Raw genomic sequence first — 23,458 nt, forward strand, 5'->3', positions numbered from 1 at the left:
GTCAGCGGGGTGGGCGGAGATCACCCGTTACGGCCCAGCCCCGCCCTCTATCCGGCCAGGGTTGCGACGCCGGCCATGACCACGTCCGCCGTGGCCGCGAGGGTCGGTCCGCCGGGCGTCGACACATTGTCGGGCCCGACATAGAGCGAAACGGATATCAGATCGACACCATTGACAACAAAAAGGTTCTTCAGTTTGCCAGCCGTATAGCCGAGTGCCGGATATCCTCCCACCGTCACCGAGGCCACGTCGGTGACGGCGAAGCTGGCCGGCCCGGCGGTGCCGCAACGCTGGGCAGCGGTCCGTAGCGCGGCGAGGGAGGCAGCCGCCTGCGCGCTGCCGCCGAACTGGATCACCCCCGTCACGAATATCACATCCGAGCCGGCTATCGTGTAGGCGTAGGAATTCTCGCCGGGCCAGACGAACTGGCCGTCCGAGGCTGGCGAACCCGTCGACGGGGCGATCAGACTACAGGTGATGGCGGAAAGATCCAGCGCCCGGGCCGGATTTTCCGCGATGGCGTTCCCCGAGTTCTGGACGGGTTCGTCCGTGTAGACACCGCCTGGCGGCGACGTGACGGCCGGGGAATAGAACGGCTGGGGGGGCAGTGCCGTCGCGAGCCGGGTGCCGGTCCACTGCCCGGAAAGCGGGGCAGTGGACACCGCCGACACATGTCTGGCGAGCCGGGTGCCGATCGTGGAACCACCGAGCCGGCAGTTCTCGTAGGAGCCGGACTTCGCTGTCACCGCGATGCTGTTGAGGCCGCAGTCCCAGCCGTCGACCGTCGCGTACTGGCCCGATCCCTGGCGCTGGGAAGGAGGACTGGAACGATATGCGTTCAGTACCCGGCGGGACGAGTCGCAGGAGATCTTTCCGGTAATGACGGCGAGTTCGAGGCCACCGCCGGTGGGACTCGAACCCGCGCCGCCGCAGCCGGTGACGGCACCGGTGTACTCCTCGTCCTCGGCTCCGGCAGATCCCGCTGGACGCTGGAACGACTTTCCGGTCGCGGTGTCGACCAGGACGAACTCCCTGATCGGGGCCGCGGCCGGCTGGATACTGATGATGTTGTTTTCGCTGAACCCGGTCCAACGCGGGCCGGTGTACACGGCGCTGGAATAGCGGACCGGGGGCGTCAGCGGGTTGCCACAGAAGCACTTGACGACGGGCACGCCATGGCTGTCCACCAGCACAGCCGTGCCGGCCTCCAGGACTGCGGGAATGGTGGTGAGATGCCCGTTCCGATAGCCGTGGTTGGTCACGGCGGTGTCCACGCGGAGCGTGACCGGTGTCAGACCGCGCACATAGCTCTCGATGTCGTCGGGTCTGATGCCAAGCACCGACGACCAGGCCGCGAGAAGGTCGGCGTGTGCCCGCAGAAAGCTGACCATTTTCGCCGGGTCGCAGCGGGCCATATCGCGGGTTCCACCGAACAGGCCCGTCGTGCTGGCTGGCTCAGTTCCATGGACTGCCGCGAGCGGTCCCGCCGGCCGGACTCCCGGAACGTCGTCTCCGACCCCGGACATGAACGGGTTCGCTCCGCTGTTGTGCACCGGTTCAAATGCAACGTTCACCTGCGCCAGCGTCGACGGCTGGCTACCGCGCCGCTGCAACACGATCAGCATGGCCGCGGCTGCGACGGCGATCAGGGCCACGACGGCGAACAGGACCACAACCGACGTCCGTGGCCGCCGGCGCCCCGCCGCTGGCCGGCCCCGCTGCCCGTCAGCGCCACTGGAGCCATGCGCGCCGCCATGCCCATCGGCAGCATCATGGCCACCGACAGCACCGGGCCCGCCGACAGCACCGGGCACATCACGACCGCCCGCGCCGCCGGCATGACCGGCCTCATCCAACTCGCCGGACGAAGCCGGATTGCTGAGTAGGTCCTCTTCACGGGCGGACTCGCCGCCGCGGCTCGGGACGGCGTCTCCGACCCTCCTGCCGCCGGGAAAGTGCGGCCGCGCGGCCCGGCCGGGAAACGGCGGCCGATCGGCGGATTTCAGTCGCCCGCCGTGTGCCGCCTGCCCGAGCCTCGCGCGAAGTTCGGCGATCGCGGCCGGCTCGTCCATGCCGACAAGGTCTATGTAACTGGTGTCCCCGAGCGTCCCGTCCGGATCGAACTCGACGACGCGCACCGGAATCACGGCAGGCCGGCTGTCCTCAGTCGGCCGGGTCAGGACAGCCCGCCACTGGCGGCTGTGCGCCCCCTGCGACAGGACGGCTCGAGGCGACAGGACGAGGACGACCTGGGCCGACCTACGCAGCGCCGTATCGATGGCACCGGTCGCGCTCGCACCGGGGAGCACATCCCAGGCGTCGTAGAAGACGGTCGCCGGCTGTCCGTCGACCAGCACCGAGTTCTCGATCTGCCAGGCGATCCAGTCCGCCCACGGCCGATCCTCACGCTCATAGCTAAGAAGAAAACTGTAGGAATCGATCTCCGCCCCCGAGCGTTCCACGATGGAAATTCTCCCATGCGCCGGTCCGTCGTTCCGTCGCGGGGTTACTCCCCTCCGCACCCGACTGCACCATCCCGGCTCGCTCAGGACACTGATCCGGTTCGTCCCTGTACCGTGCCAGAACCCGGTTTCAGACCGTTGACCTGCAACTTCACTGTCCGCCACGATGGCGCATGATCATGGTTCATGGTAGTGCGGTGGGTGTATCGGCACTGTTGCATCGGCGAAGTCCGCCATCACGGCCACCGATCATTCATGATCGAACGATGCGTCGACGTCGTGTCCGTCCACCGGCTCTGACGTCGGAGTTCGCGGGATTCCGGTTCCCACCGGAGGTGATCATGCTGGCGGTCCGCAGGTACCTGCGGTTCGCCCTGTCGTACCGGGACGTCGAGGAATTTCTGGCCGAACGCGGCATCGACGTTGACCACGTCACCGACTACCGGTGGGTCCAACGCTTCACGCCCTTGCTCGTCGACGCCGCCCGGCCCTGCCTGCGCAGCTGTGGGGACAGGTGGCTCGTCGACGAGACCTACGTCAAGATCGCCGGCCACTGGACCTACCTGTACCGGGCGGTTGACCAGCACGGGCAGGTCATCGACGTCCTCGCCAGCACCCGCCGCGATCAGGCCGCGGCGCGCCGGTTCTTCACAACGGCGCTGTCCCACGCGCGCCGGCCGGTCGAGGTCACCACCGACAAGGCCGCCGTTTACCCGCGGCTCCTCGACGAGCTGCTCCCCGAGGCCTGCCACGTCGACGCCGCGCGGGAGAACAACCGGATCGAAGCCGATCACGGCCGCCTGAAAGCCCGGCTCCGGCCGATGCGCGGCCTGAAACGGCTGCGTTCCGTCCGTCAGGAGGCCCGCCGGATGCGGCCATGTCCAGTTGTCGATCGGGATCATCGACTGGCCGCAGGGCCGGCAACCCAGGCAGCCCTACGTGGTCGGAGCGGACCGCTCGACCGTATGATCGAGCCATGTTGGGGGAAGCGGTCACCGCAGCTGACGGTGTGGCACCGCGCCGTGCCTGGTTGCGCGGTGACGCCTTCCCTGACCTCGTGCTTGTCGGCTCGGACAGAGTGACGGTCTTCCAGGCCAAGTCGCCGGCCCCGATCGTCGTCGGCCGCAACGAGCGAGGCCTGTCCTCGATCTTCACAGAGCTTGATCTGCTGGTTGAGACGGCGCAGGCGGCGGATCACTTCCGCGTGGTAGCCGGGTCGGTCGGAGCAGGCAAGACGAGCGTAGCGCTCAGGCTCGCCCATGAGCTTGCGCACAGCCGCTCGGCCGAGCTTGCGAAGCGCAAGGACGTTCCCGACTTGCCGCGTGCCATCGCGCCGTGGCAGGGGGCGATTGCCGAGCCGCTCGGAGCCGGGACACCCACCGACCTGGTCATTAACGACAGCCGGGTCTTGGTGCCGTTGCGGCCCGCATCGTCGGATGCGCAAGCCTCGGCTATCCAAATGATCGTTTGGTCGACGCTTCTCGAGCCGGCCCAAGACGACATCGACCTCGACCCGCCGGACGAGCCGAAGCGTGCCGAGCTGGCGAGGATTGACTACCTCACCGGGCGACTCAAGGGCCTGAACCGTGCCGACGCCCGAAACTTGCGGCGGAGGCTGCGCACCTACTTTGACCGCGTCTCCGCCCGGATCGGGCGCGCGGCTAAGGTCGTGCCGCTGGCTCCACACGAACCGTGTGACCTGCTGCCGCTCCGCAGCGCCCTCACGCCGACGGCACCGCCGGCTCTCGCTGCATCACGAGCAGCGGGCGCTGGACCGGCACGACCTTCGCGACGCTCGTAGATCCTTCCCGCCGAACACCACGGGGAGACCGGTCGCTCCTCCGGAGTGCGGGTACGCGATGTTCCCCTGGGCTGTCCTCATGGCCTCGCCCATCGTCGTCTGGTGCGCTGCGCGCCTGACGCTGTTTGTCGTCGCCGTCCTGGCCCAGCGCTGGGCGAAGCTGTCGAATGCTGACGTGGTGCGGCTCCTCAACGCCACGGCCATGAAGCTGCCAGCAGGGGCGCTCTCCGCTCTCGTTCGCGGCCGGTCCGGGGCACCGCCCCCATGACAGGCGACGCGATGGGCTCACGACTAGGTCGGCCTGCAATGTGTCGGAGGCCGCCGGCGAACGGGCTTCACTCTCCCTGAACCGGGAGAGCGAAGCGACGATGATGTCGCTTCGGGCGGGCGCCGTTGCCCGCCGTCCAGTGGCCCGTCGGAGGCGGGCATGTCCAGATGTCGATCGGGATCATCATCCCAACCTGGCCGGCGGCATCGCACCGCTCGATCTTGCCTGGAGCCGGTCAAGATCGCGAACGCACAACGGGTACTCCGCGTAGCGATCACCGTAGCGCGGCACCACGTGGTGCTGGTCCGATCGTCGGGGGCAGCACCGCTGATCGGATGAACTTGCACCACGTGAGACCAGTGACCAGGTATCACGGAGGGACGCCACGACAAATCCGGTCACGTCCACGGGGGTGGTGTACGGAGAGTGACTCCGCGTGATCTGGGTTCAGGTTATGCGGTGAGGGCTTCGGGTGTCACGCTGATCTCGGGTGTGTCGGGTGGCGTGTTTCCCGCGTCGACTTTCGCGAGGATTTCCAGCCCGAAGTAGCGGTGGGTTTCGATCCACTCGTCGTGTTGTTCGGCGAGGACGGCGCCGACGAGTCGTATAATGGCGTCGCGGTCGGGGAAGATGCCGACGACGTCGGTGCGCCGGCGGATCTCCTTGTTCAGGCGTTCCTGCGGGTTCGACGACCAGATCTGCTTCCAGATCTCCCGCGGGTAGGTGGTGAAGGCGAGCAGGTCGGCTTTCGCGTCGGACAGGTGTAGGGCGGCTTTGGGTAGTTTCTCGGTGAGCGCGTCGACGACCCGGTCGAACTGGACGGTGACCTCGTTTGCGTCCGCCTGATCGAATATTGTTCTCACCAGGGTGGCGACCCAGGGCTGCGACGACTTTGGTGTGAATGTGAGCAGGTCTCGCAGGTAATGCGTCCGACATCTCTGCCAGGAGGCGCCCGGCAGAGTCGCCGCGATCGCGTTGATCAGGCCACGGTGCGCATCCGAGGTCACGAGGCGCACACCGGACAGGCCGCGGGCGACCAGGCCCCGGAAGAACGCCAGCCAGCCGGCGCCGTCCTCGCTGGACACGACCTCCAGGCCGAGGATCTCGCGGTGCCCGTCGCCGTTGACCCCGACGGCGAGCAGGCAGTGGACGTTGACCACCCGGCCGTCCTCGCGGACCTTCATCGTCAACGCGTCCGCCTGGACGAACCGGTACGGCCCGGCGTCCAGGGGACGCGAGCGGAACGCCTCGACCTGGGTGTCGAGATGTTTCGCCAGCTCCGATACCTGAGATTTCGAGATGTGGGCGACCCCGAGCTGTTCGACAAGCTTGTCGACCCTCCTCGTCGAAACTCCGAGCAGATACGAGGTGGCGACCACCGAGATCAGCGCCTGCTCGGCGCGGCGACGCCGGGTCAGCAGCCATTCCGGGAAATACGAGCCCGAACGCAGTTTCGGGATCGCCAGCTCGATCGTCCCCGCCCGGGTGTCCCACTCACGCATACGATAACCATTCCGACGGTTCGTTCTATCCGGAGATACCTCCCCGTACTCGGCGTTACAGATCCCTTCCACCTCGGCGCCCATCAAACTCTGTGCGAACGCCTTCACCATCGAACCCAGCAGGTCCGGACTCGCAGCCATCAGCTCCTTGCCGAACGACTCCACGTCGGTCACAGTCGGACGCACGGCCATCGCGTTGCTCCTTCTCGAGTGCTTCACACGTTCTCGAAGGATCACGCGGTGGTCGCTCTACGTCACGGACCGCCACTCCGGCGAGTCGCTAGATCGTTGCTCTTCGTACACCACTCGGCTGGACGCCACTACAAATCCGACCGCTGGTCGCCACCTTTCGCCCTCAATGCCTACTTCCGTAGGCGGGTCTCGTTCTCGATAGCCACCCCGTCCCGTCAGCGCTGTCAGGATTCGCCGCTAAGCACGCGCAGAACCGGTCGGTGCTCCTCGACGCCGAGTAGTTGTCGAACGCGTGAGATGTTCCAGGCTAGTTCGCGTGCCAGCTCTGTGATCGTGAGCCCGTGGTCGCAGGCAAGGTTGAATGCTTGGGCCAGCAGTGACGGCAGTTCGCCTGGGTAGCCGGTCGGGGGCTCCGGGGCGAAGCCGGGCTGTCCTGAGAGGCTGTGTAGACGCTGGTAGGCGCGGCTGGCCGAGGAATCCGACAGCAAGCCGAGTTCGCGGCTGCGGTAGATCAGCGAATGAACGGATACTCCCCAGGTGCTGCGTAGCTGCGACAGCCGGCGCAGGTCGAGCCGCGCGGGCAGCTGAGGCAGGATTGCTTCGCGGGGAGTGAGGAACTCGGCGGCGAACATGTCTGCTTGATGCTCCTGCGTGATGTCACCGGGGGTGGCCTCGCCGTGTAGCACCAGGTGGCCCAGCTCGTGGGCGGCGCTGAACCGATGCCTGTAGACATCGTCGCTCCGGTTGGGGGTCAGCACGATCACCGGACGCGGAAGTCGTGACGTGGAGAAAGCGTCCACCGACAGCATGTCATCGTCGCGTTGAGGGGAATGCACGACAATGCCGTGCGCTTCGAGACGTCGCACCAGATGGGTGATCGGTCCCGCGCCCAGTCCCCACGCGGCGCGCAAGGCGCAAGCGGCTGCGACCGGGTCGGTAGGCAGGTCGGTGCCGGGGTGCACCTCGCCGCCCGTGAAGCCAGGAAGGTCGACGAAGGGAAGCTGCACCCGTTTCTCCAAGGCGTAGGTCAGCTCCCAGACCTGTTCGGTGAAGGCGACGGCCTTGGCGCGTTGGTAGGCGCGGGTGGATCGGGTACTCCGGAAGTGCGCGGCTGAGGTGTCCAGTCGAGCGTGTGGGCGGCCCGCAAGGAAGAAGGCCAAGGGCACGTCCAGCACCTCGGCCAGGCGCGGCAACAGATCCGGGCGAGGCCGGTTGGTGCCCATCTCGTACTGGCTGACCGCGGCCGGCGTCACACCCAGATCGTCAGCGAGCTTCCGCTTGGTCATCCCTGCCAGGTTGCGCGCCTGGGTCAGCCTGGTGGGGTCGAATGCGTCGTGTACCTCGACGGGTGAGAGGTCTCCGCTGCTCGTGCCCCCCCGGCGACTCCGGAGATCCGGCGCAGCGAACAGCGGTGGCTGAATATCCCGGCTCATTCGTCTTCGTCAACTGCTTCAGGCGTGCTTTCCGCTGCTTCGCTGGACGGTATGTCGGCGGGCATGGTGCGGGGGGTGACGGCGAGCCGCGGCAGGTCTCCCTGGGCAAAGCCGGCCGTGGCTTCGCCCCCGACTGCGCGGAGATCCCCGCGGCGCCCGACGGCGGGCGTCGTGATGGCGATACTCATATCGAGGGACTCGGGCAACCACGTCATGGAGCCGTCGTCCTCCAGCGACGTCGGCGTCCCCCACCAGGCGGCCAGCACCTCGTCGCTGTCCGCGTTGGCCACGTAGGCGATATAGATCACCGTCAGGTGCGCTTCTCTGGCCACTGCGGCCACCTCGGCCACCGTCGGGCCGGCCACTGCGGCGGCCTCGGGCGCCGTCGCACTGGCCATCCCCGCGTCGTTCGACTCGTCGAACAGCGTCGGCGCCGGATTCACGCCGTTCGCTCGCGACACTCTGCGGGGGATCTGGTTGCTGAGTCTCGCATCGAAGATCGGTTTGGTAAGCGACGTGGCATGACGGAACGGAATCAGCACCCGGCCATTGACCGTCGCCAGACTGTATGAGGCTCCCTTCGGCCTCAGGGGCTGGTAGCCAGGCAGCTCGGCCAGCGCGAACTCCTCGACGACCATGTTGTACCGGGTATCCCACATGCTGCCGTACGGACGCTTGTTCGCCGCTCCCGCACCCTCGGCCGCCTCCTGGACTTCGCGGGCCGCCCGCTGGCTGCGCGCCAGGCCGGTGACCACGTGGCGCATCACCTCGGCTGCATGATCCCCGAACTGTCCAATCGCCCACCGCGACGGCTCGACCACGGCACTCACGGCACCTCCACGGAGACGGCCACTTACTTGACGTCGATGAAAGTATCACAAGTACTTAAGTTTTCAACATCGACTTCCCGGAAGATGACTCCGGGGGAGGCTCGCCGCGCGCCCCGGCTCTGGATATCGGTGTGCTGCGAGGCGGGTACGGGGGTGGTGGGCGCGGGCATGAGTCTGGATCGGTGGGCGAGATCGGTCTGCCGAGCGCGCGGGAGATGATCGCAAGCGAGGGTGCGGGCGTCATCAGCGAAGCTCAGAGCCCGCTTGCCCTCGAAGGCCGCCTGCGGATCGCCGATCGGTCCGGTGCGGTCGTGCTCGCCCCGGGCGCACCCCGCGAACGTGTCGACGTCGGCGGCACAGTCCGCCGCAACGAGTTCGGCGACATTTTCAACGCCGCCGCCGGCCACTGGAAACCCGTCGGCCCGCCCAGTGCTGCTGGCTGTCCACGCCCCTGCATCTCGCTCGACGACCGCCCGCTCGACGATCGCCCACGCCACGTCGGCGGCGACGGATGCGCCCCACTGGTCGTCGGGGCTGCCCGACCGGTTGACGGCGCCATGCCGGGTCCCGCGCAGGGACGGCGAGGCCCGTATCGCAACGACGGCATCAGCCAGGGATGATCAGCTTCTGCGCCAGCGGAGCTCGTAGTCAGAACGAAACCGGGGCGGCTCCAAGATCGAACCTGTCGGCAGTCCGTGAAAACTCGATCTGGCGCAGAGCCTGTGATCGAGTGAGCAGGATACCCGACTTTCCTTTTCTGACCAGCGCGGGCAGGCCCGAGGCCGACCGTCCGGATGCCGGGCTAGCCGATTTCGAATCCACCGTCACAGAACCAGCTGGACTTCGACATTGCCGTATACATCGCGGCCTCCCAGCAGTTGCCGTCGGAGGCAGTCCATGACTCCGCCTGCTCTTTGACATATGCATGCACCCCGTCCGAGCCGCTGGCCTCGAACACGTGCCGCAACGCCAACGCCTCACCCCGCAGTGTCCGGGCCGCCTCCAGCGCATAAAGCTCCCCGAGTCTAAGGACCAGGAAGTGTTTCCTTGCGCGCACGGAAAGATTCTCCGGCCAGCTCTCCGGGCAGACAATCTTGAAGAGAACCGTGCAAGGCTTTTCTTCCGCGATACTGGCGCGAAGCAGCTCGCCAAGCAGTAGCTCATCGAAGTAGGAATGTATCACCGAGTCGAGCTGGCTTGACTTCAGCTGGTTGCATCGACCGCAGGCCGGGACCAGATTCAGCGGATTGACTGCCAATGCTGGGAATACCGACTTCGGCAAGCAGTGATCGAGGGTGGTAGCGTCACGTACCCCACAGAGAGCGCAGCGGCCGTAAGGCGCGGATTGCTTGATCGAGTCGTATATGCGCCGCGTGCCCTGCGCTCGTCCCGCAAACCTATTGTCGTACAGCCATGTCATGTCATCGGTCGTCGCGGTCGGCATGTGGAAGTCGGCTGCGTTGAGCCTTGATACCGCGTTATCCTCACCTGCTTCCGAGTATCGCGTACCGGCCTCCGCGACGAAATCGGAGTCGCTGACAAGCCTGGTCTTGCGTTCGATAACCCGCATGCCGGACAGGCAGGCCGCATATGTGTCCGCAGCGTTGAAACGAGGCCGAGGAAGTGTGATCATCAGCGATCGCGCCGGGACAGGATGAGGACGCGGAGCAGTGCACGTGCCTCTCCGCCAAGCTGGTTCCCGAACTGCCCGAGGAGTGCTTCATAAGGCAGGTCGGAGCCCGCCGCCTCCATGAGCGTCCGATGGAACCCGGATGTGGTGACCTCGAGACCGAATACTTCTTGGGTCAGGATTCCGACGTTCTCGCCGAACGTTTCTATCTCGGGTCTATCCACGGATACTTCCCACCCCGATCGTCGCAGCTTCCACACACACGATCTGGGAACCTCCTGAAGGACGACGGGTGAGTGGGTGGCGATGATTGCAACGCCGTTTCGGTTCTCCAGAAGGTCGGACAGCGCGCGAATGAAGGCCGCGAGCAGCGGGGGGTGGAGGTGTGCTTCCGGCTCGTCGAGGAGCACCAGAGTGGCCTCCTCAACTGCTTCTACGAGCCGCGTGATGCTCAGCAAGACGATCTTATGGCCGGAGCTTAGGCCCCGAAAAATCTTTTTCGCCGCAGCTTGAATCTCTTCGTCTTCGGTGCTTTCGGCAAGGCCCGCTACTTCGAACTCCGCGAAGATCGGATCACTCTGAAGCATCTCTAGCGCCCGACGCCAACGCGCCAGTCTGGGCCGGTCGAGACATTTTTTCACGCTCGCCGCAAATTCGTTCGCGAGCGTCGTCGAAGTCTTCAAGGATCCGGACTTGGATGGCCCGACCAGCTTCAGACCTATGTAATCATAGGCGAGCATAGCGGTGTCGCTTTTCTCGCTACCACGAAGGGGCTCGAACTCATCAAAGGCACTGAAGGAAACCGAGACTACCCGCGAGAATTTGCTCGCGAGCATTCTATCTGCAGGCTCGACGAAATCGATGCTTCCGGCATCCTGGCCTCCCGGCCGAACGAGCGTATTTGCCATACTGTTCAGGAGTACCGATTTTCCAACACCATTTCTTCCGATAATGACGTGAACATTTGATGCGGGCTTCGACTCCGGTTCGACCTGAAAGTTGAGGGCGACGGTTGACCGGATACGACCTTTGGAACCGCGAAAATGGTGGTGGAATGTGAACTCGTACGGGGAAAGTCGGACTCCTCCGGTCGCCATGCGATGAAGCTGGCCCTGCACGGTTGACTGCGTTATTGATCTGAGCAGCGAATCTTGTGTCACCTTCTCGCCGCGGGCCCGTTCGAAGGTGTCGAGATCGAGGGCGATGTCACGGAGCCCTCGAAGCACCGTATCGCGTACGTCGTCACCCAGTTCTGTAAGGGCGGAGTAGTAGGCGTCGTCTGCACCGAGCGAGAAAAATTGTTCGGGTAGCCGAATGAAGGACGACGGAATCGTCACCCTTCTCCGATTACCGAGATTGAAGGCACCGATGCGGACATGGCCGAGTCGATGAATGACTCCATCCGAGTCGGCCAGAGAAATATTCCAGAAAGTCGAGAAGCCGAAATCGTTCCAGCCGTTCTCCTCTAGGAACACGCGGTTCCTCGAACCGGCCGGCGGCCTCCCGTACATGGGCAGCGTCGAAAATTCGATCTGCTCGCCGGCCCCGACCATGGGAGGAGGTTACCAGCCCAGAGGCAAGCGAAGGGGCGAAACAAGCAGATCCCACGGATCGACCCATCTAGCCGTTGCGTGCCGTGCTGCAGGAGCCAAGCAAGGCTAAGCCCACCCCCGCACAGGAAGGAGGATCCCCGAGCCATCAAGGATCCCAACCTGACAAGCCCTTGCGCCTGGTGACCACCAGCTCCGTAAGTCCACGGTGCAGACATGTGTCGCAAAACCACGGCACCCGCCTTCGGTGACCGCAGCAAGCAGGTACTACGATGCCGATCTCATCGCAGCGCATACCTGGGGGGACCATGCGCCGTATTGCCTTGCTCATCATCGCGGCTGCTGTGGTCGGCACCGCAGCCTGTGAACCTGTCGGAATCAGTCCCGGCAGTGGCGCCGCCGCCACAGGCCCGTCGCCGCTGTCGACCGATGAGCCGACGCCCACGCCTGCAACGTCGGCTGCCGCTGCCACCCCAGTCCCGACTGCCTCGCAGAGCAGCACATCCGGCTCTCCGGGCCCACCCTCGCCGGTCATGCCTCGCGACGAGGATTTCCTGGCAGCGGCGTTCAACCCGATCATCGGTCAGTCATGCACCACCTACGGCCACGAGGTGACGCTCAGCGATCCTGGATCGGCCGTACGGATGTCGGCCTTCTGCGGCATGGTCTCCAGCGGTGCTGCCGGGGAAAAGTACCTCTATAGCTTCCAGACAAGTCCCGAACGGCCCGCCTTCCTCGGTAGCAGGCAGTGCAACACCGCGTCCCCGGACGTGGGAGACACCTGGATGGGCGCCTCCATCCGCTACGCGTGCAAGCATCTCCCAGGGATCACCGAGTCGAGCCCGCAGGCCGGCGTCTTCATCGCAACACGGGTGACGCCTGAGGAACTTGACCAAGCCGAGGTCCTCAGAGTCGACGTCTACCGCACGGCGGTCGAGCAGCCGCTGGGCGAGCCTTGCCCGACGGCAGGCGCCACGCTGGCGACCTTCGACGCCGGCACGGCCGATCTGGCGATCACATGCCGGGACGTCATCGCCGGCAGATCCTTCTACCACCTGGAGATCACACCGACCTCCCACTACGGCTGGAGTGGATCACCAGGCTACGTGCCCGACGGCAACGCCTGCAACGACATCGGGAACCGTTCATCCACAGGCGGCGGAGGATACCCTCTGCGGGTAACCTACTGTGCGGAGCTGGACCAGGCCTCCACGGCGGCCGTCGTACGGCGCGTCACCTGGACGACTGAACCGCCTTCCCACGAGAAGGCATGCACTAAGGGCGACACCGATATCGAAGAACTCCAAGATCATTACCGGTTCACCCTCGCCTGCAAATCTATGCATGGCCCGATGCTCAGGACAGTTGTCTACGCGACAAAGATGGAGTAGGAACGGCACCCCGCTCACGCGCGGCACCCATCGGAGGAGGAGGGATCGTGCGCGCCGTGACGCCAGGGGATCGAGAACCGCAGCAGGCCCAGCACACCCAATCAACCGCTGGAATCCGCCGCCGTTCCTACAGGTCGAGGGTCCCTGGTGTGTCGTTGCCGGTGAGACCTCGGCGCGGCCGGCGGTCCTTCTGTTCGCTGGGCCAGCGGGTGCCGCCGACCTGGAGTGACTTGTAGGTCTGAACTGGGGCGGCGAGTACGTGGGTAAGGAGATCGGCTTGGAGTGGTTCAAGGTCGATGAGCCGGGTGATTACCGTGAGTAGGTCGATGAGTTCCGTCGTCCAGTCAGGGTTCCAGGCCGTGGGATTGATGTCATCGAGCGGTGTGGCGCGGCGCCCTCCGGGCTCTTTTTTCCTGTAGTTGAACCAGGACTTGACGATCTCTTTCCCGCCTACGGCGTATTTGAGGGCCTCCTGCGACACCGGGCCTATTTCGCCGGATCCGAGGATGACGGCATGGCGAGATTCGTTGTAGCCCAGTTCATCGGGCATGGTGGTGATGGCTTTGGTGGCCAGGGGCTGGCGTGGGTCGCCGTGGGGGAATCGTATGGTGCCGGCTGGATAGTCGGGACCGGTGGTGACGGCGCCGTAGGTATGGAGCCAGAGGATCTGTTCACCGAGAGCGGTCGCCGTCGTCCACAGTTCGGGGTCGGCGGTGAGGGGCACGCGGATGCCGGGGGTGGTCAGCTCCTCGGTGAAGGTGCGGGTGTAGGCGGGGTGGGCGACGACTGCGGCGATGTAGGCGAGCACGTCGCCTGGGCTGACAGGGGTGCCGAGCGTGGAGGCCAGCGCGGCGGGCAGGCCGGGCGCGAGGTTGGGTGTGGCGTCCGGGTGTAGGAACGGCAGTACACGACCGCCGCGGTTGTTGAAGCAGTGGTAGTCGGGAATGAGTCCGGTGAAGATGAGACCTGGTCCGCTGTTGATGCTGTGCGTGTGCTGTTCGACGACGAAGATCTGGCCCGGGATTCGGGATTCCCACAGGTCGGTGCGGGGCATGTCCATCAGTCGGCTGTCGGGTAGGATCCATTGCCGGTCGAAGGCGCGGAAGGTCACGCGGACGGGGGTGGGTTCGGTGGTGTGGTCGGATCGGACGGGATGTAGGGTATTCCGGTGGGTGTCCGTACCGGGAAGCGGCTTCTTGGCCTTTTCCGGTGTGGCGTCGCGCCCTTTCTTGAAGAGAAGGTCTTGCTGGTCTGGGTCGGTTTCACCGAGTAGTCTTTTCCAGCGGCGGATGAGGGTGTCCCGGTCTGGGGAGTACACCCAGGTGCGGGTTGGGAACACGCCTGGGGAGTACCAGGGCATCAGCTCTTGGACGGCGGGGTAGGTGTCCCAGCATCCGGTGGCGGCAGCGGTCAGGGGGGCGGTCCAGTCGCTGCGTGCCTCGCGCCATCCGTCATCGTCGAGGCGGATGTGGGTGAGCGCGGCGAACTTGTCGTCCCGCCTGCCCGTGACGGTCCGGTAACGAATCTTCGCTGGCATCTCGTGTGTCGTGTCGGGCGTTCGGAGGAACAGGCCGATGGCCAGGGGCTGGCGGACCCCGGGAAAGACGCGGGTGGGGATGTCGGGGGTCTGGCCTTCGGGCGTCAGGTCGATGATCCACCCTTCGGAGGCGTAGCGGCGCAGGTATTCGCGCATGGCGGTGAACGCCGACCCGGTCAGATAGCCGGAGGTGGAGATGAAGCAGATGATGCCGGTGTCGTGGTGGCTGGTGGATTCCCACACCTTCCAGGTGGCCCACCGCCAGAAGTACACGTACAGATTTTTGATCTTCGCCCGGATCTTTCCGGGTACTCCTGTCAGGAAATCATCGAGGATGGGTGCTTGCCCCTCCCCGCCGTTCTCCACCCAGGCTCCCTCGCCGGCGGCCTGCTCCTTGTAGGGAGGGTTGCCGATGACGACGGTGACAGCGGCGTTCGCCTTGACCTTGTTGGCGCGCTGACGGGACCTGGCGATCGTCTGCAGCGCGGATCCGAGTTCCACCTGCGCAGCGCGTGGATCATCGAGGGTGTCGGTCACGTACAGACGCATGCCCTCTCCCGCCGGTGGTTGCGCTCCGTAGGAAGCGAGTAGGTCCGCCGTGCGCAGCTCCGCGACGGCGAACGGACCCATCTGCATCTCGAACCCGATGAGGCGGCTGGCGACCTGGGAGACCACCCCCGCGACCGCGCCGGGTCCGTCGTCACGTTCCGCAGCGCGCGCAGCGATGTCCAGGATGGTGTGCAGGTAGGTGCCGGTACCCATCGCCGGGTCGACGGTCAGGACGGTCTTGTCGCGGAATCCCGCGGCCTTGCCGAGCCGGGTGACCAGGGCCTCCTCCACCAGGCGCACCATCTGCTCGACCACCTCCCGGGGGGTGTAGTACGAGCCGGACCTCTTGCGCAGGTTGTTGTCGTAGAGCTCGAGGAAATGCTCGTACAGATGCAGGTAGGTGTCCCGGCCGCTGTCGCGTATCCGGGGCCAGTCGACCGCCCCGACGACGCGGACGAGCAGGCTCAGTGTCACGTGGAAGTCGGCGACGACGTCGTCGGTCAAGAGCTGCAGCGCTTTGCCCATGAGGGAGTGGCCGGCGCTGAGACGTGTCCCGACCTGATGGAGTGCCGTGTCCGTGATCGGGATGTTCTCGGTACGTGCAAGCAGGAGTGCGAAGGTCACCGTCTGCGCGTAGCCGTCGGCGAAGGTGATGTTGTCGGCGTGGGGGAAGAGCAGCTTACGCCAGTCTCGGGCGAGCCCGGTGAAGGGCTGGAGATCGGCGTCCGCGCCGGCGGCGACCGCGTGTTCTTCGGCGGTGAGCTGGTCGAGGACCTCGCCGCGGAGCAGCCGGGTCAGCGGGGCGACCGCACGCACGAGCGCACCCACCGAGGTGATCGGCTCGGGATACCAGCGTAGGAAGGCGACCAGCAGCGACTCCAGGCCATCGGGAGCGCGGAGCTGACCGCCTGCGTCCTGCAGAGGGCCGCCGTCGAGGACGATCGGTCCGACGCGTAGGGCTCCGTCGCGGTAGAGCCGCCAGTGCGTGCCGTTCGTGTAGATCAGATTCGGCAGGTCACGCTGCCGGTTCCACTGCTCAAGGTCGTGCCCGGTGAAGCGGTCCGGATCGATGGTCCGGCCAGGAGCCTTCACCTCGATGTAGCCGATCACCGCGCCGGCCACCGTCACCCCGTAGTCGGGACGGACCCTCCGATCAGCGTCCCGCACCTCATCGTGGAAGACCGCCTGCACCCCCAGATGCTGCCCGGCCGCCTTCAGCAGGATCTCAAGCGGGCTGCGGATCGCGGCTTCCCGATCCCCAGGGCCGGCGAGCTTCGCCTTGCATGACACCCCGAACTCACGGACCGCATCCTGAAGCCAACCCGCCGCCGATGGCACACGAACCCCCCGATGTCACCTAGTCGGAGCAAACGTACACTCTCCGACAAAAGTGATCCTCCGCGCAAGAGGCCGGCGACGTTCCGGAGCAGAGGCCGGCCAGCCGCTTGCGTCAACTGGGGCCAGCGGGGTCGTCTGCGGCTTTACCGTGAGTCATGCGTTGGCGGCGACGGGGCAGACCCGGGGAGCTCAGGGGCGGCGAGGCCAGCCCGCCGGGAGCGGTGAGGGAGCGGCAGGCGGAGGCGATCCGGGGCGCGTTGCGGACGGCTGGGTGCGTGGAACGCGGCGACCAGAATGGTGGGTTTGTCGTGCAGGCCCTGGAGGGTCACGAGGCGTTTGTGGTGCGTGCCGACGGTGCGGTGCCTGACCGTCCCGGTGAGGAGCAGCGTTACCGACATGCGCTGGGGGCTGCCGGTTTCGGTGTGGTGACCGGGGTCGATGACAAGGGTGGACTGTGGGTGTGGCCGGCCGGGGTGCGGCCGGTCGTGCCGCGGCCCTCGCCGCGGGAGCTGGCCGAGGATTGGCTACGCACCCTGACGATCAGTGGTGAGCCGGGTATCACCCCGACGCGGGCGGTCGAGTTGATGCATCAGGTCAACCAGCCGCGCAAGCTCGGAGTGCGGATGCGCACCCCGCTGCCTTTGGAGGACGTCCAGGTCCTGGAGGACACGCTGGCCTGGCATGCCGAGGTACGTTCCCGCCAGATCGGGCTGAATCTCCTGGTGGAGGACCTGCTGATCGGCTGGCTGGCCGACGCGACCGGTCAGGACCGCCCGGCGATCGTGCAACGCCTGGCGCTGGAGATCGAGAACATGCTGCCACCAGGCAACGGTTACCTGGCCCCGAAACACCCGGGATGACGTCGCCGACGTGGATGCCGGCAACCAGCCCGCGGGCCGGAATGTCACGCTCGCTCGTGATCGACGGGTGGGGTGTGATGATGACCAGAATCGCGTGGTCGGGACGCGCTCAACCTCAACTCGAAATGGCCATCACGCCCCTACGGAATGCAAATATATAACACCGGCCAGAAGAATTTTGATCGGGTTGTCGCGCGGGCCTAAAAAAGGTATTATTGGAGCCGGTGAGGGGACTCGAACCCCTAGCCGCTCGATTACAAGTCGAGTGCGCTACCAATTGCGCCACACCGGCTGGCATCTTGACGATACCTGATCAGATGCTGTTGGCGGTCGACGCGCCGCGGTTGCCGTGCGGTCGCACCGGACGTGGCGACGCGTGCGGGGGCCGGCTGGGCGATGGTACGGGGCCCGTGGAGGGCGGTTGGGCCTGCGGGGCTTGGGTTCTCGCGGATGGCCGTGGCGGCGGTCCGGCTGTCTGCCGGGCCCCGCCGGGTAGTGAGGAGCGGGGTGTCGTGAGGTTGGCTGTCGTCTCGGCGGGGCCCGGTACTTCCGCGGGTTGCGGGTGGCGTGGGCTGGTCTGAGGACCTCGGATGGAGGCATCTGTGCCCAGGATGCTCCCAGGTGATCATGGGTGCGCCGCCGAGCTCTGGAGCCAAGGATTGGCTGTCTCCGGGACCGGACGGGTTGCCCGTTGGGTCCCCTCCGGGCAGGGGTTCCTTGAGGTGGCTCGGATCTGCATGGAGGAAACAGCGGCCGGAATCCCATAGGGATCCATCAAAATCGACCATAAATTCGTGTCGGCCGATCCGGCGAGCCTTGGATCGACGTCACGGAAAGCCAGCACCAACATCAGGGACAGCCTCTACAAGGGGGTCGCTCGGGCCATCACCTGCAAGTCGCCTAGATCTAGCTTGGATTAGGGCGGAAGTCCCTGGGCCACTTCGTTTCAGCGTCGGTAATCACGCCGCTTAGGCGGGCACCGTACAACTCCGCGTCGGACAGATCGGCCCCAAGAAGCTTGGCGCCGTCAAGGTCGGCTCGGGTGAGGTCAGCGCCTCGGAGATCAGCCCGACTGAAGTCGGTGTTCCGAAGAATCGTATCGGAAAGGGTGGCGCCAGCCAGCTTGGCCTCAGTCAGCCTTGCGCCCGCAAGGTTGGAGTGCGCGAAGCACGTGCGAGGGAGGTCGAATCCGTCCAACTCCGCACCGCGAAGGTCGACTCGCTCCAACTCCGACCAGGCACCATCGATGATCATCGAGCCTCGCTGGAGTACAGCGAGGGCAGCACCGACATCATCGGCGAGGCCACCGTGGAAGCGATTCCGATCCGCCTCCACGTCCGCTTCGGCGCGGTTGGTCGGCCAAGGCGCGTTGCGGCGTACGAAGCCGGTGAGCAGTGCGTGAACATGTCCGCCATAGCGCGGGTCAAGGTCGCACAAGTGCTCCAGGGCATAAATTCCGCCGAACCGGACAGAGGGCACATCACTGGCCAGCTGATCGATCGCTTTGACGAACAGGTCGATGGTCTGTCCCTCGCGATTGACCCGGAGCTGACGCAGGGTCATCGCTGCCCCGAGGAACACCCCGACAAGGGCAAGCAGTCCCCCAAGTCCCTGAAGCAGTGTGGAACGTACGTCGTTCTCGGCTCCCAGCCGCTCCGCCTGCGTCAGCGCCGCTCCGGAGAGATTGTGGCGATCCACGATCCACGTAGGACCGAAGACGACACAAACAGCCAACGTGCTGCCTAGAGTCACGAGGGTGACGAGGGTGACCGCCACTATCTTGACCGGCCTTCGATCGTCCAGACCCATGGCACCCCCTTGACTGTCACGGTCGGCCGCGCGCCGAATGTACCGTCTTGCTCTGCTGGCTGCGGCGCAGTTCGCCGGCTCCGCCGGCCTGGGTCGTCCTCGGTAGAGGCGTTCGTCAAGATCCGCATCGTCAGAAATCGGTCGATGCGGGCGACGTTCGCGACGGCCTCAGCCCAAGCAGGTCGGCAGGGGAAGGTGGAGCGTGGCCGCCGAGCTCCTCCCTGCGGGGGTGGCTTCGGCAGCACCGGCCGGTGAGAATGGTGTGCTGTCCCACCTTGGGCGAGCGCCTCCGCAGTCGCCGGCTCCGCAGGTCGCCCTACGCTCCGCACGGGGACCCGGCCCCAAATCCAACGGACTCCTACGACCTGGCGACAAGATCTCCACGGCGAAGCGAAACAAAGCTCAGAGAATTGATCACGGCTATCAGGTCGTCCTGGAAGGCATCCTCGCGGCGTCCTTCCACTCCGAGGTGATCAGCGGTCTTCTCCAGGCTCACCGGGGGCGCAGCTTCGTGTTCTATCTCGACGTGTGCTTTCGAGGAGACGCTGCGTCGGCACGCCACCCGCCCCCAGGCGGCGGAGTTCAGCGGCGAGGACATGCGGTCAGCAATGCTCCCGAGAGGGAAATCAATCGGGACCGGTCTGCGGGACTCGGCCTGGGTCAGGCAGCCCTGTCGCCTGGCCCAGGCGGGGCGAGCGCCGAGTTGGGTGAGGAGGCGCTCGGCGTGGACAGCGGGGTTGCGGCGGCGGGTGATGTAGTCGGCGCTGAGGTCACGGTAGGGCTGGTCGCGGTCGAGCATGTGGAGCAGTGAGACGAGGATCAAGGTGGGTGCCGGGCCGGGATGAGGCCGCCTGGGTGGAGGAGTTCTGGCGTGAGGGTGCCCGGGGGCTCGACGTCGAGTCGAGCGGAACGCCGACGCCCAGCGCGTCGGGCAACGTTGTCGGTGGGCCGGTCGGCCACCGCGGTGGGACGGCGCGGCTGCGGGTCGGGCCGTTCCTCGAGGACGCCGTGGGCCTGGTCCCTTGCAGGCGCCCGGGATGCCGGCGCGCCTCCGCCGAGAGCTGAGCCGCTTCTTGGCCGACTTCGCCCCGGCGCCCGGCGCCGGCCGCTGTCTCACCCCGCCGCGCGGCCGGTACCCGGCGCAGTGCGTCGCGTTCGACGTGCTCGGCTACCTGCAAGTAGGGCGGGAATTGGGAGTGCGGCACCCCACGATGGGGTAGAAGATCTTGCTTTGAGTTAAGCGCAAACGGTTTCTCAGTCGCCATCCGCAAGTGTTTGTGGGCATGTTCATGCGCCGCATTCGCCGGCCTCGAGCCCGTGGACGCGTGACCAGGAAAATTTGCGCGATAGCAGGCGCTTGGGGGGACGCCCGCCCACTCCAAGCGGCAAATTCGCCTTGACGATGACTCTCCGAATTGGCTTAGATTCTCCCCGTTCTCATCCTTTTGGGATTGGTGGAGGACCTGCCCCCATGCGCTGCCGCCGAAGATTTTCCCTTGCCGCTCTAGCGATCATTGCCGCTTCAGTCCTGATAGGAACGGGTGCCGGGCCCGCTTCTGCCGCGCCACCACCGCCGGCGCCGCTGATCAGAGCCTGTCTGGCAAAAGATGCATCGAACAACGCCTACACGGACGCTGGCTGGTATCGAACGCGCAACCAGTGGTGCCGGAACTCCATCATCCGTGCTGGAGAGACCGGCAAGGGTCCGTCGGGGACCATGGCTGCGGCGGTCTCCATAGGTGTGACCACGTCGCCGACGGATCTCAGCGTGCACGTTGACATGCACATACAGCCGATCAGCTCGACGGGAACGTTGACCAACGCCTTCCTCGACGTCGAGCTCCCCTGCGCGGGGTGCACTGCCACGGGCGTGACCAACGGGCGTGGGGCCCTGCTGTCCGGGTGGACCGCCGACGGCAACACCACCTTCGAATTCACGGCAGCCCTGGGTACCGGCGTGGACAAGGTCGCAACCCACGCCTTCCACCCCCGCTTCCTCCTCGACCGCGGTCGACTGGTGAAGGAGTCCACGGGCACCTACTTCCGGTGCGACGCCGCCACCTACATCAGCGCCGGGGCGGTCCCCGGATGTGTCTTCCCGCAGACCCATCCAACCCTGACCTACGACGCTAAGGAGCGGCCGAACGCCAAGAACACCATTGCTCACATCCGGCAGGCACTCACCCAGCCGAACTCGACGCAGCCGGCATGGACAGGCGCCGACGCGGGAAAGAAGACGATCCCGTCCGTGTTGCATCGCCAGACTTCCAAGAGCAAGAACCGCGCGAACAACAGAGCCGCCGCCGCCGTGTGTCGGACAATCGATCCGGTCTACGTCAGCAAGGGGAACGACTGTGACGAGTTCCCCTTCGAATCGACCGCGGAAGGCGCGGCCAAGGGAGACAGAAGATTCTCTGCCCTCCCGGTCCCGCTCGGCGACAACCGGAGCGCGGGGAGCACGCTCGGACATTTCTACACCGACCTGCGGGTGCTGGAGGGAGAAGAGTTCCACGTAGCGGTCCCACGCTAGCCCGGGGTGGTTGCCGGCCAGCGCACCGGGAGGTCCTCGGCGCGCTGGTCGGGTTGTCTGCGATAATAATGAACATGGACAATCCTGCCCTGCTTGCTGCATATGAGGACGAGATTGATGTCGAGTACAGCCAGTTTCTCGTGAAGGACGAGGGCATGGCGTGGCTGACGGACAGCAATCTCGCCGCCCCCGAACCGCCCCTCGCCGCAGACGAACTCCTCCGGACCGGCGTGGACTGGATCTGTGTCGGAAGCAACGCGCAGGACCACACCGCGCACGCGCGACTTGAGTCGTGGCGGGGTGAGCCGGGCCGCCAGGACGGCTGGGAGCTGACTGAGGACTTCGACTTCACGGCGACCTCCGGGAGACTGCTGCTCGACACCCTCACCACAGGGCCGGCCTCCGTGGACGAGCGTCTGACGCTGCCCTCACCCGGCCGGTATCGAGGCCGGGCGTACTCCCGCGGTCGAGCCGATGCACGCCAGGCCCTCGCGGAGACTTTCGACGTGCCCGACGGCACGGAGACCTATCTGATCCAGTTCTGGGGCGCATGACCGCAGCGGGACGACCGCTTCGCTGGCGGCAGCTGAGGCTCCTCGGCGGCATGACACCGTCGGTGACCCAGGCCGCACCGCTACCGGTGGCCGCCGCGAACGTGCGCCACCCGATCGCGGGTGAGGCCGGTGGACGCTGGCGCGGGCCCCCGTGCCGGTCGTGGCCGAGTTCCTCGTCGGCCGCGCGAGCGAGGGCGGCCGTCTGCGGCACCCGCGCGATTCGCGCGGCTGCGGCTGGAGCTGTTCTTACCACGGAATCCGCTGCGGCAAGAACGAAGAGGGGCCAGTCATCTTGTCGAGGAACCGGCGCCCACGTGGAGTGAGCGGCTCTACCGGCTGCCGCATCCCGAGCCGGACGGATTTCCGTGGGATACAGCGGCACCGGGCCGACGGCCGTGGCCGTCCTTTCGGACGCCCTCGATGTCGGCGGGGTGACCGCGCCAGCTCAACTACCCTGATATCGATTTTTCCTGACCGTCTATGTGAGCCGTTCAGGGCTGGTGCAGGGCCCCAGCTTCGCCATCGGGACGGGCTGCTCGCCGGCTGATTCGTGAGTGATCGGATCTGGGGGGCGACCTGCGGTTGATTATCTCGCCGCTGTATCGGTTGACCAGATTATGATGGCGCGATCGCTGCCGGTGGAGGCGAGCAGGGTGCGCCCGTCGGGCAGCGAGAGGCTACTCAAAGCGAACACCGTGCCGGTGTGACCGGTGAGGGGTCCGCCTTCGGCCCGTCCGCTGGCCAGGTCCCATAGTCGCACCACCCGGTCGCGGCCGGCGGAGGCAAGAAGGGTGCGTCCGTTGGGTAGGGAGACGCTGGCCAGGGCGAGTATCGGGCCGGTATGACCGGTCAGGTGTGGGCCGGCAGCTTGTTCATGGGCCGGGTCCCACAGCCGCACTGTTCCGCCGCTGCTGCCGGTGGCGAGGAGGGCGCGCCCGTCGGGTAGGGAGACCCTGGCCAGGGCGAGCACCACGTCTGTGTCGCCGATGAGGGAATTGCCTTTGGGCTCTCCACTGGCCGGGTCCCATAGCCGCACCGCGCTGCCGTCGCCGGTGGCGAGGAGGGCGCGCCCGTCGGGTAGGGAGACGCTGGCCAGGGCCTCCACTGGGCCGGTGTGGCGGATCAGGGGTGGGCCGGCCTCCTGTCCGCTGGCCGGGTCCCACAGCCGCACCGTCTCGTCGTGGCTGCCGGTGGCGAGCAGGGTGCGTCCGTCGGGCAAGGA

Annotated in this window: 18 protein-coding genes, 1 tRNA gene and 1 pseudogene; 9 read left to right on the forward strand and 11 right to left on the reverse strand. The window is 66.1% G+C overall.

Translation table 11 applies throughout. The annotated features are described in order from the left end of the window. Positions 1-47: 47 nt before the first annotated feature. On the reverse strand, positions 48-2,627 hold the full coding sequence (locus C1A33_RS31440; RefSeq protein WP_207770585.1) for a toll/interleukin-1 receptor domain-containing protein: 2,580 nt from the start codon (positions 2,625-2,627) through the stop codon (positions 48-50). Between the two features lie 101 nt (positions 2,628-2,728). On the opposite strand from C1A33_RS31440, the pseudogene C1A33_RS31445 reads away from it, so the two are divergent. The 3 genes and pseudogenes from C1A33_RS31445 to C1A33_RS36040 all read left to right on the forward strand — a co-directional run. Then, positions 2,729-3,316 (forward strand): annotated as a pseudogene (locus C1A33_RS31445) (IS6 family transposase); the annotation flags it as partial. 122 nt (positions 3,317-3,438) lie between these two features. Further along, on the forward strand, positions 3,439-4,263 hold the full coding sequence (locus C1A33_RS31450; protein WP_165818664.1) for an ATP-binding protein: 825 nt from the start codon (positions 3,439-3,441) through the stop codon (positions 4,261-4,263). Between the two features lie 79 nt (positions 4,264-4,342). Continuing rightward, a complete protein-coding gene (locus C1A33_RS36040) occupies positions 4,343-4,531 on the forward strand; it encodes a hypothetical protein (RefSeq protein WP_133150894.1) in 189 nt (62 codons plus the stop codon). 452 nt (positions 4,532-4,983) lie between these two features. Here C1A33_RS36040 and C1A33_RS31460 read toward each other — a convergent pair whose 3' ends face one another. The 3 genes from C1A33_RS31460 to C1A33_RS31470 form a co-directional block, all read right to left on the reverse strand. Continuing rightward, positions 4,984-6,225 (reverse strand): IS256 family transposase, encoded by a 1,242-nt coding sequence (locus C1A33_RS31460; protein WP_101835999.1) that lies wholly within the window; start codon positions 6,223-6,225, stop codon positions 4,984-4,986. A gap of 224 nt (positions 6,226-6,449) precedes the next feature. Further along, on the reverse strand, positions 6,450-7,658 hold the full coding sequence (locus C1A33_RS31465) for a helix-turn-helix domain-containing protein (RefSeq protein WP_101836001.1): 1,209 nt from the start codon (positions 7,656-7,658) through the stop codon (positions 6,450-6,452). Further along, the gene (locus C1A33_RS31470) at positions 7,655-8,488 is read right to left on the reverse strand and encodes a hypothetical protein (protein WP_101836003.1); all 834 of its coding nucleotides are present in this window, start codon (positions 8,486-8,488) and stop codon (positions 7,655-7,657) included. The genes C1A33_RS31465 and C1A33_RS31470 overlap by 4 nt, the downstream gene beginning before the upstream one ends. 182 nt (positions 8,489-8,670) lie before the next feature. On the opposite strand from C1A33_RS31470, the gene C1A33_RS31475 reads away from it, so the two are divergent. Further along, positions 8,671-9,108 carry a hypothetical protein gene (locus C1A33_RS31475; RefSeq protein ID WP_101836005.1) on the forward strand — a complete coding sequence of 146 codons (438 nt, stop codon included), beginning with the start codon at positions 8,671-8,673 and terminating at the stop codon, positions 9,106-9,108. 182 nt (positions 9,109-9,290) lie between these two features. Here the strand turns inward: C1A33_RS31475 and C1A33_RS34425 are convergent, their stop codons facing one another. Further along, on the reverse strand, positions 9,291-10,121 hold the full coding sequence (locus C1A33_RS34425; protein WP_133150895.1) for an HNH endonuclease: 831 nt from the start codon (positions 10,119-10,121) through the stop codon (positions 9,291-9,293). After that, entirely contained in the window at positions 10,121-11,593 is a 1,473-nt protein-coding gene (locus tag C1A33_RS31485; RefSeq protein ID WP_207770586.1) for an AAA family ATPase, read from the reverse strand. Before C1A33_RS31485 ends, C1A33_RS34425 begins: the two co-directional genes overlap by 1 nt. 608 nt (positions 11,594-12,201) lie before the next feature. Between C1A33_RS31485 and C1A33_RS31490 the strand changes: the two genes are divergently transcribed. After that, the gene (locus C1A33_RS31490; protein ID WP_101836007.1) at positions 12,202-13,059 is read left to right on the forward strand and encodes a hypothetical protein; all 858 of its coding nucleotides are present in this window, start codon (positions 12,202-12,204) and stop codon (positions 13,057-13,059) included. Between the two features lie 127 nt (positions 13,060-13,186). Here the strand turns inward: C1A33_RS31490 and C1A33_RS31495 are convergent, their stop codons facing one another. Continuing rightward, positions 13,187-16,435, reverse strand: a complete 3,249-nt coding sequence (locus tag C1A33_RS31495) for a type ISP restriction/modification enzyme (protein WP_243408130.1) — start codon at positions 16,433-16,435, stop codon at positions 13,187-13,189. Positions 16,436-16,758: 323 nt separating this feature from the next. Here C1A33_RS31495 and C1A33_RS31500 point away from each other — a divergent pair, with 323 nt between their 5' ends. Then, complete coding sequence (locus tag C1A33_RS31500; protein ID WP_101836011.1) at positions 16,759-17,343, forward strand: hypothetical protein; 585 nt, start codon at positions 16,759-16,761, stop codon at positions 17,341-17,343. Positions 17,344-17,559: 216 nt separating this feature from the next. Here the strand turns inward: C1A33_RS31500 and C1A33_RS31505 are convergent. The 3 genes from C1A33_RS31505 to C1A33_RS31515 form a co-directional block, all read right to left on the reverse strand. After that, positions 17,560-17,635 (reverse strand) — tRNA-Thr (locus C1A33_RS31505). A 614-nt stretch (positions 17,636-18,249) separates the two neighbouring features. Then, the gene (locus C1A33_RS31510; RefSeq protein WP_101836012.1) at positions 18,250-19,152 is read right to left on the reverse strand and encodes a pentapeptide repeat-containing protein; all 903 of its coding nucleotides are present in this window, start codon (positions 19,150-19,152) and stop codon (positions 18,250-18,252) included. A gap of 358 nt (positions 19,153-19,510) precedes the next feature. Beyond that, positions 19,511-19,975: a hypothetical protein gene (locus tag C1A33_RS31515; RefSeq protein WP_133150896.1), complete on the reverse strand. Its 465-nt coding sequence runs from the start codon at positions 19,973-19,975 to the stop codon at positions 19,511-19,513. Between the two features lie 5 nt (positions 19,976-19,980). Here C1A33_RS31515 and C1A33_RS31520 point away from each other — a divergent pair, with 5 nt between their 5' ends. The 3 genes from C1A33_RS31520 (at position 19,981) to C1A33_RS31535 (ending at position 22,236) form a co-directional block, all read left to right on the forward strand. Continuing rightward, the gene (locus C1A33_RS31520; protein ID WP_101836016.1) at positions 19,981-20,217 is read left to right on the forward strand and encodes a hypothetical protein; all 237 of its coding nucleotides are present in this window, start codon (positions 19,981-19,983) and stop codon (positions 20,215-20,217) included. A gap of 652 nt (positions 20,218-20,869) precedes the next feature. Then, the gene (locus C1A33_RS31530; protein ID WP_165818667.1) at positions 20,870-21,682 is read left to right on the forward strand and encodes a NucA/NucB deoxyribonuclease domain-containing protein; all 813 of its coding nucleotides are present in this window, start codon (positions 20,870-20,872) and stop codon (positions 21,680-21,682) included. A 74-nt stretch (positions 21,683-21,756) separates the two neighbouring features. After that, on the forward strand, positions 21,757-22,236 hold the full coding sequence (locus C1A33_RS31535; RefSeq protein WP_133150897.1) for a hypothetical protein: 480 nt from the start codon (positions 21,757-21,759) through the stop codon (positions 22,234-22,236). 586 nt (positions 22,237-22,822) lie between these two features. On the opposite strand, the gene C1A33_RS31540 is transcribed toward C1A33_RS31535, so the two are convergent. Beyond that, positions 22,823-23,458 (reverse strand): WD40 repeat domain-containing protein (locus C1A33_RS31540; RefSeq protein ID WP_423748172.1); only part of this gene is annotated, 636 nt, incomplete at its 5' end.

It is taken from the genome of Frankia canadensis (genome assembly GCF_900197875.1).
In the GTDB taxonomy this organism is placed as follows: domain Bacteria; phylum Actinomycetota; class Actinomycetes; order Frankiales; family Frankiaceae; genus Frankia; species Frankia canadensis.